The organism is Mesorhizobium sp. WSM4840 (assembly GCF_055811755.1).
Genome location: NZ_JBVVQD010000029.1, coordinates 83142 through 90813, shown reverse-complemented (window position 1 = coordinate 90813; position 7672 = coordinate 83142). Strand labels below are relative to the sequence as shown.

The following is a 7672-nucleotide window of genomic DNA, read 5'->3' as shown; positions in this document are numbered from 1 at the left end:
AAAAAGCGCAACAATTCACCGAAAAATGTCAATGTCTGCACCCCAGCTCCCCATTACTGGATCTGCCCATAAGGCAGGAGTTATAGGCTTGCCGCACGAGGCCGCAGTCGGTGCAGTGTTCGGCGTGACCGCCCAGGGCCGCGGTCCGGCACGCCTCCACCGCGGCCATGACCCGGCGCTCGACACGCCCGAGATGGCCGGCGTGGTCGCGGCGATAATCAGCCCCGTGACGGTGGAATACATCCGCCACTTCCAGATCCGGGCGCATGGCGCGCGGCTCAGCCGGGCGGTGTGATCTCCATGTCGAGTTGGTCAAAAGGACTGGCGGTCCGGCCGATCACAGCCGTTGAGACCTGGGCGTATAGTGTCGTCGTCGCCAGGCTGCGATGGCCCAGCAGCACCTGAATGATCCTGATGTCCGTGCCGGCTTCCAAAAGGTGGGTGGCGAAGCTGTGGCGAAGGGTGTGCACCGTCACCCGCTTCTCAACGCCCAGGAACTCGCAGGCTGCTCGACAGGCGATCCCCAAGGTCTGTGGGTGGATCGGGCCGCGGCCATCGCGCCGGGGAAACAGCCATCGCCCCGGCTTGGTCAACCGCCAATAGACGCGCAAAATCTCCAGCAGCTGCGGCGACAGCATCACATAGCGGTCCTTGCCGCCCTTGCCCTGCTCAATGCGAATGATCATCCGGCTGCTATCGATGTCCGTCACCTGCAGACGCGCCGCCTCCGCGGCGCGTAAGCCCACCGCATAGGTGGTCATCAGAGCGACCCGGTTCCTCGTCCCCTTCACGGCCTGCAGAAAGCCGACCACCTCATCGGCGCTCAGCACGACCGGCAACTTGCGCGGCGTCCGGGCGTAAGCGATCCGCTCAGGCAGATCGGATCGACCCAGCGTCACGCCGTAGAAGAAACGCAAGGCGCAAACGGTCTGGTTCAACGCGCCCCACGAGACCCTTCGGCCCACCAAGTGGGCCTGATAGGCGCGCACCTCTTCGTATCCCAGCTGATCGGGTGATCGTCCAAAAAATCGACTGAACTTCGCCACGTGATGCACGTAGGATCGCTGGGTCTCCGGTGACAAATTGCGGATCGTCAGATCTTCAATCATCCGCTGACGCAGAGGGCTTATCTGGGCCATCTGGGGTTCTCCTGTCTGGAAGGTTGGCTCGACACCAAATCTTCTCAGACAGGGGCCTCCTCAGGCCAGACCCACGCATCAGCTACCGCGGCAGCGGTTTAGTTCAATCAGATCATTGCTGATTTGGGAATCCTACGACTCCTACAGATCCCATCCCGCTCTAGCCGAGCGTCGGATGCGACTAATAGCAATGTTCCCCGCCGCGCACTCTCACAGCTGGGCCTGCCAGAGCCGTTATCTGAGCCGGCACTCTTTACCTGGCTCCGATCGTCACTCGCCTTCGTTCACGCTTGGAAAACGCATTCGAAGAGCCTGATCGACACGCGTTATGATGGGGTCGCTTTCCGGCAGCAGCTTGAGGTCGAAATCGCGTGCTAGGATTTTCTCGCAATCAGCCCGGGTCGGCTTCACGTACGGGATTGATGGAGCGTCTTCGTCCATTCGACCAAATTTGAACAACCGTGTTGTCAGATACGACAACTCGGCAATGTCAGCGACCATAACCTCCAACACATTGCGGGGCCGTTGTCTGCCCGGCGACGCCAATCTCGATTCGAAGGTCTGCGCCTTGATGATCAGCTGCTGCATGCTCTTGAACGACGCGTCATCAACATAGGCAGCCGCATCCATGATCACTTTCAGCGCCGCCGATGGGGGCTTGGGACGGTCATCCGGCTTTTTCCGCTTCCATGCATGGAAGCATGTCACCAAGTATTCGTTTATCCCCGCCAGCGCGTGCGGGACCTGAATGAGTGCTGCCCTCACTTTTTGCTGTTCTGCCTTATCCGACTGTGCCCGCTGATCCTGGATCTGCTTCCAAAGCAGAACTCCGGAGACGATAGCTGCCGACACAGCCAAGAGACCAGTGATCAGCGTTTGCCAATCATAGAGAAAGCTTGCGACCACGCCGCGTTGGTCGACGCAGTTGGAAAGCAAGTATCGCGCCGTTTCGCCGCTGCAAATCAGGTCCTCAAATTGCGTCGACATTCTGCCACCCCTTCACCGTTCCTAGCTCGGGATAGCGCGCAAGATCTTACTTTTGGCAAGGTACGATCACACAATTCCCCACGCCCCACCAGTCGGCGGTTGCCTAAAAGCCTGCGAAGGCTGGTCATGTCCTCTTAGGTCGCAGACTCATAATTTCTGAGCCAGATGCGCACTGAAGCGAGCTTGATGGCAGCGAGGAAATTGAGCGGATCGCGGTCATATCGAGTTGCGATACCTCTGAAGTGCTTAAGTTTGTTGAAGTATCGCTCGACGAGATTGCGCTGCCTATAGACCCATGCGCTGAAAGGAAAACTGCCGGTCCGGTTCTTCTTCGGCGGGATGTTCGCCCACGCTTTTCGCTCCGCCGCGAGCGTCCGGATAGCATCGCTGTCGTAGGCGCGATCGGCAAGCAGGATTGCATCGGGCTGGAGGGCGTCGAGCATGGCGGCGGCGGGCTTGCCGTCATGTGCCTGTCCGGCCGTCAGGACAAGGTCGATCGGCCGGCCTTCGGCATCGACGAGCGCGTGGATCTTGGTCGTGAGGCCGCCGCGGGAACGTCCCATGCAGCCATCGTCAGCGCCCCCTTTTTTGCCGTGGCAGCGTGCTGGTGAACGCGGACACAGGAGCTGTCGATCATGATGATCTCGCTGTCAAAGGCCTTGGAAACCGCCGCCAGAAGCCGATCCCAGACCCCGGCTTTGCGCCATCGCACGAACCGGTTGTAGCAGGTGGTGTAGGGGCCATAGCGTTCCGGCACATCGGCCCAGGGTGAGCCGGTGCGGAAGCGCCACAGGATGCCGTTGAGCACCTTGCGGTCGTCAACGCGTGCCACACCGCGGACCTTGTTGGGGAGATGAGGCGCGATGATGCCCCATTCAAAATCGCTCAATTCATACCGACGCATCAAAGCCTCCAAAAGAAGCCTTGAATCAGAACTTACATCAGCACGATACCCAGTTTATGAGTTTGCGACCTAGCATTACAGTTGCATTTTCGATTTTAGGTGAGCCCGTCGAGCGGCAGCCTGATGGGCGCGCCTCCAGCATGACCACGCAATTACGTCGGCGGGCTTTATGCGGCGCTGGGCAAGCCTGGTGGCGATGCGCCGGACTTCCTGGATAGACCAGCGGATCAGATCCTGATGGTCGGCATCCGCGGTCTTTTTTGGGGCGTCGCGTCATTGGCGCGGTACCGGATCGCCGCCATCATGGCGAAGGCGAGCATGACGAGGGTGACGTGGCGATGCCAGCCATGCCATGACCGGGTTTCGTTGTGATCGAGTCCGAGCTCGTTCTTGGCGGTCTCGAAGCTGTCTTCGATCGCCCAGCGATGGCCTTCAACGGAAACGAGCGTCTGGATGCCCGTCCCGGCCGGGCACCATGTCGTGAAGAACGCGAGATCACCGTCGCTGATATTGCGCCGGATCAGGAGGCCACGGGTCCAAAGTCCCGGTTTCGTCTCGTTATATTCGTCGGCATCGAGATCGGCGAGTTCGCAGTAGGCCCAGTCATGAAGCCGCGCACCTTTGGTGCCCTCTCCGGCGGAAAGACGCTGCCATGCACTTGGATCGAGATCACGGGCGATCTCCTGAGCTGTGCCGGCGACCGGAGGCTTGCCCGACCAGGAGCCGAAATGATGGTCCGATTTAACCCCAAGAACGTAGCCTTTGCAGGCTCGGCGCAGGGTTCCTTCGACGTCCCCGACGCCATACACCGCATCTGCGGCCACCCATGAAAACGGCACATCGGCTGCCAACGCACGCCGTATCATATCGACAGCCAAGCCTGGCTTGGTAGCGAAGGCTATAGCTTCAGGAACATGGGTGGCTGCAAGCCTTGCCGGATCGCCGGTCCAGCTCTTGGGCAAGTACAGGGCTCGATCGATAAAGGCATGACCGCGAACGGACACATAGGCGGCGAACACACCGATCTGGCAGTTCGTTATCTTGCCTGCCGAACCTGTATATTGACGCGCAACACCGCACGATGCCTTACCCTGCTTGAGGAAGCCGGTCTCATCGATGACCATGACCGCATCATCAGTGGCGAGGTTTTCGACAACATACTCTCGCACGATGTCGCGAAGTCCGTCCGCGTCCCAGCGTCCGCGACCCAGAATAGCTTGTTGCCGCCACGGGCCGGAATCACCGGCCGCCTCAGCGCGCATCCAACCTGTCTTACGGCGCTCGTCACCCAGCAAGCCGTCCAGGAAAAGGTTCGCAGATGCTGCAACTCGCTCCTGCGTAAACAGTCCGCGCATACGGGCTTTCACCTCACGCAGCGATGATGCCCAAAGTTCAAGCGTCGTCTCGATTGATGCACCTGCCATCCATGACCTCCGAATCATGGAGACCCATGGATTCAGACCACAGATAAATATGCAACTGTAATGCTAGATGGCGGGAAGCATCGAAACGAAGTGGTCGAAATCTCGTACCGCTGCATCGAGCTCGGATTTCGCCGCTAAACTTTTGTACTCCGCGAATGCACGCGCCTGGCAGTTCACCTGCTTCTCAGGATTGAACTCGATATCCGTGTAAGCGTCGTAAGAAACGTTATCCTGAATCCAGACAGCATGTTTGGCAAGTGCGCGAATATAGACCCAGTCATAAAACCCGTTCTTCGGCACTAGCGGATAGCGCCGCCCGTCAAGTTCAAAGCCGATCAAGCGGCCGTCGTCCAGCTCGCGGATATATCGCTTTGCCTCGCGTGGCTCGTACGGAAAAATCTCTGGAAACGGTCCCCTTCGCTCAAAGACCTTGGAGCCCTGATAGACGCTCTCCAATGGATACTCACCGCCTTCAATCTCGACCTTCAGGCTAAATGCGCTGAGCCGCCGACCGACTTTTTCTTCCGACTTTGTCGATATCTCCAGGATGCGGTCGAGGCCGCTGCGTTTGGCGGCTGCGTGTAGCGCAGTCACGTTCTTTTTTTTCTGAGTCTCGGCGAAACCCGAAGCCCACGGGAAGTCAAAGAACCGCTCCTGGACGAGGAGCGGTCCTTGAAAATTGGGAATGAAGACAGGCCTGCTCGCCACTAAAATACCCCGATGATCATTTCAGGCGCCACGCTAGTCGGGATGAGCACCTCGAACTTTTCTGCCGCACGTAAGCGCTGATTTATAGCAGGATCTTTCCAGTCGGTGCGAGTGTACAAGACTTCATAGTCGAGGCGGTTCACAGCTTCGGCGACGGGAAGGATCTCAACATCGTTCGCGTTTGCGACACCAAGCGCTATCCGCGCTCCCGGTATCCGCAGAACCTCTGGCTTGATCGCCAGATAGCGCGGATTCGGTAATCGGCCCTCCTGGTGCGCCAGGAATTTCATACCGTGGTTTCTCGTCAAGCACAGGCTAACGTACGGATCGATGCCACGATGCAGATCAAGCTGCTGGCTCAACTCGTTCCCTCCCGTCGCCGCTGGCGGCCAGAGTTTGAGAGCCCGCAGTCGTTCTTTGGAGAGGAGGCCATGCTTCTTGATGGTTGGAAAGTTGGCCTCATCCGTGAAATGATAAAGCGTCTTATGCTGAGAGCTGGCATTGATGCCCGCAATGAGTTCTTCAAGCGTCATGACGTCCCCCGCCAAGTCATGTGGAAGCTACGGATTTCTTTGGCCATTCGCCAGAGCCTTGCGGGATGACATGATCTTGTTATTCGAACGCTGGTTAGATCATCAAGCTTAGCTGGTCGCGCTGCAGCTGCGCGGCTCCTGCGCTCTTTGCTATCGGTCGTTGATCTGTCGCCCGCGATTCGCGTGATCTTGAGGGAGAAGGTCTTCGCCGGCCATGGTTTCGACTAGGGCGTCCGAATACGTCGGCTAAAGTTGCTGTGCGATGTAACGGGGAATCTCGCGCTCACCGCCACATGTGTGACAGTAATCGTTGTTCCGACCGCTGCATGTCGGGCACTCGACCATCTGGTAGTCGCGCATATCTATCTGATCGACCTGCCGCTGATCGAGTTCACCTTCCCCACCGCAAGCGGGGCATGGACGGTCGTGCCATTCGCGAGCGCCCTCGCAGACAGGACATTCGACGCGCTCATATTCTCGCAGGTCGACCTGCTCGGCATATCGGCGCTCCATCTCGCGCTCGCCGTCGCATGCCGGGCATTGCTCACCCCGGAACCTTCCCGAACCTTCGCAAACCGGGCAATCGACGAGTGCGTAGTCGCCCACATCGATCAGCCCGCCTTGTTGGCGCTCCACTCTGCCTTCGCCGCCGCACGCATGGCATTGCTGGCCGCGCAACCTACCTAAGCCGTCGCAAACCGGGCAGTCGACTTCTTCCCATTCCCTGGTGTCGACTTGGTCGGCGTAGCGTCGTTCCAAATCGCCATCGCCACCACATGCCGGGCAGTCGCGCCCCCTGAAGACGCGGTTTCCTTCGCAAAGGGGACATTCAACCAACGCGTAGCGGCTGAGATCGACAGCGTCTGCTTCACTCGCTGTAAGCTCTGCCTCGCCGCCACAGGCCGGGCAGTCCTCACCCTTATAGTAGCCGCGGCCGTTGCAGAGTGGGCAACTCATGTAGCCTGCGCGCCGGGCAAACTCGACCTTAACTGTCGCGGCAAGATGCAGGGTGGCGCCGATATCGGTCGGTCCGGTCGAGCTATTGGCGAGGGTTGCGAACTCTGCCGACATGGCCTCAAAGGCGGCGTAGTCGGGTTCCTCTTTGGAAGTCGGTGCCATCTTTGGTACCTGGGCCAACGCCTCCTTCGCGAGCTTGGTGACGGTAGCTATCTCTTCCGCCGTCTTGGCCGCTGCCAACTGCGAACTCAGGCTTTCGCAAGCCTTCAGCATGGTGAAAAGCCGCCCAGTCACCTTGGCTTGCCCTTGCCAGAGGGCGCGCTGATAATGGGTCATTATGTGCTTGAAGCTAACGACGAACTCGGCGTTCTCAGGCTTTGGGCCGTAGCTATGCTTGTCGAACTTGGTGTGATGGTTGGCGCATAGCCAAATCAGGTTCTCGGGGTGATTGTTCTTCGACATTGCTATCGGGACGATGTGTGCTGCCTCGCAGGAGTTAGCGTGGCCATGGCAGATGGCGCATTCGCCGCCCGCCTCTTCCTGGATCTCCCGCTTGATACCCCCTGGCACGGGCGGCCGGCTGCCGTCCTTTGAGGGCCAAGGCAGTTTCAGCCAATCATTGAAACCCTCGAGCTCGATCCGCTCGAAATAGATCTGGTCGTCCTCTTTGCGGGCTTTGAGCTTGCGTTTGGAGTCCTGCTTTGGCGCGTGGCTTGTGAGCCAACGAAGCAGCTTGGGCGACATTCCAACCAGAGACGCTGCTTGAAATTCGTTGAGTTCGTCCTTCGTAGGTCCGATCGTGGACGGCTTCGGCGTCTTCATGAAGGCTGGGACGAGAGGCTATGGGCGATCACGAAACACCTGGGCAAAAATCATATCCGATGTGCCGTCATATATATGTGAAATCATAACAAGAGAATGGGTCGAACTGGGACGGCGAACCTGGAGGCGCACCCATCTGGTCGCTTACCTGGCTGCGCGAGATCACGACAAGGGGTAAGGAAAAGTCAAGTGACGCTT

Annotated in this window: 7 protein-coding genes and 1 pseudogene; all 8 read right to left on the bottom strand. The window is 58.8% G+C overall.

Features of this window, described 5'->3' with window-relative positions; all coding sequences use genetic code 11:
* Nucleotides 1-73: 73 nt before the first annotated feature.
* Nucleotides 74-268, bottom strand: a pseudogene (locus AC0L3I_RS29185) (transposase zinc-binding domain-containing protein); the annotation flags it as partial.
* 10 nt (nucleotides 269-278) lie between these two features.
* Nucleotides 279-1139 carry a site-specific integrase gene (locus AC0L3I_RS29180; RefSeq protein WP_473529185.1) on the bottom strand — a complete coding sequence of 287 codons (861 nt, stop codon included), beginning with the start codon at nucleotides 1137-1139 and terminating at the stop codon, nucleotides 279-281.
* A gap of 270 nt (nucleotides 1140-1409) precedes the next feature.
* Nucleotides 1410-2126: a hypothetical protein gene (locus AC0L3I_RS29175; protein ID WP_473529184.1), complete on the bottom strand. Its 717-nt coding sequence runs from the start codon at nucleotides 2124-2126 to the stop codon at nucleotides 1410-1412.
* Between the two features lie 134 nt (nucleotides 2127-2260).
* A protein-coding gene (locus AC0L3I_RS29170) for an IS5 family transposase (RefSeq protein ID WP_473529183.1) occupies nucleotides 2261-3030 on the bottom strand; the annotation gives its coding sequence in 2 pieces (ribosomal slippage) (nucleotides 2261-2707 and nucleotides 2710-3030; 768 coding nt in all).
* 227 nt (nucleotides 3031-3257) lie between these two features.
* Nucleotides 3258-4472, bottom strand: coding sequence for an IS701 family transposase (locus AC0L3I_RS29165; protein WP_473529182.1), 1215 nt, complete (start codon nucleotides 4470-4472; stop codon nucleotides 3258-3260).
* Between the two features lie 45 nt (nucleotides 4473-4517).
* Nucleotides 4518-5162, bottom strand: coding sequence for a DarT1-associated NADAR antitoxin family protein (locus AC0L3I_RS29160; protein ID WP_473529181.1), 645 nt, complete (start codon nucleotides 5160-5162; stop codon nucleotides 4518-4520).
* Entirely contained in the window at nucleotides 5162-5695 is a 534-nt protein-coding gene (locus tag AC0L3I_RS29155) for a DarT ssDNA thymidine ADP-ribosyltransferase family protein (RefSeq protein WP_473529180.1), read from the bottom strand. Before AC0L3I_RS29155 ends, AC0L3I_RS29160 begins: the two co-directional genes overlap by 1 nt.
* 246 nt (nucleotides 5696-5941) lie before the next feature.
* Nucleotides 5942-7474, bottom strand: coding sequence for an HNH endonuclease (locus tag AC0L3I_RS29150; protein ID WP_473529179.1), 1533 nt, complete (start codon nucleotides 7472-7474; stop codon nucleotides 5942-5944).
* Nucleotides 7475-7672 lie beyond the last annotated feature (198 nt).

Bases quoted from the DNA above. Each gene is read 5' to 3' on its own strand.
- AC0L3I_RS29165 (WP_473529182.1), bottom strand. From the start codon at position 4,472: ATGATTCGGAGGTCATGGATGGCAGGTGCATCAATCGAGACGACGCTT.
- AC0L3I_RS29180 (WP_473529185.1), bottom strand. From the start codon at position 1,139: ATGGCCCAGATAAGCCCTCTGCGTCAGCGGATGATTGAAGATCTGACG.
- AC0L3I_RS29155 (WP_473529180.1), bottom strand. From the start codon at position 5,695: ATGACGCTTGAAGAACTCATTGCGGGCATCAATGCCAGCTCTCAGCAT.
- AC0L3I_RS29150 (WP_473529179.1), bottom strand. From the start codon at position 7,474: ATGAAGACGCCGAAGCCGTCCACGATCGGACCTACGAAGGACGAACTC.
- AC0L3I_RS29175 (WP_473529184.1), bottom strand. From the start codon at position 2,126: ATGTCGACGCAATTTGAGGACCTGATTTGCAGCGGCGAAACGGCGCGA.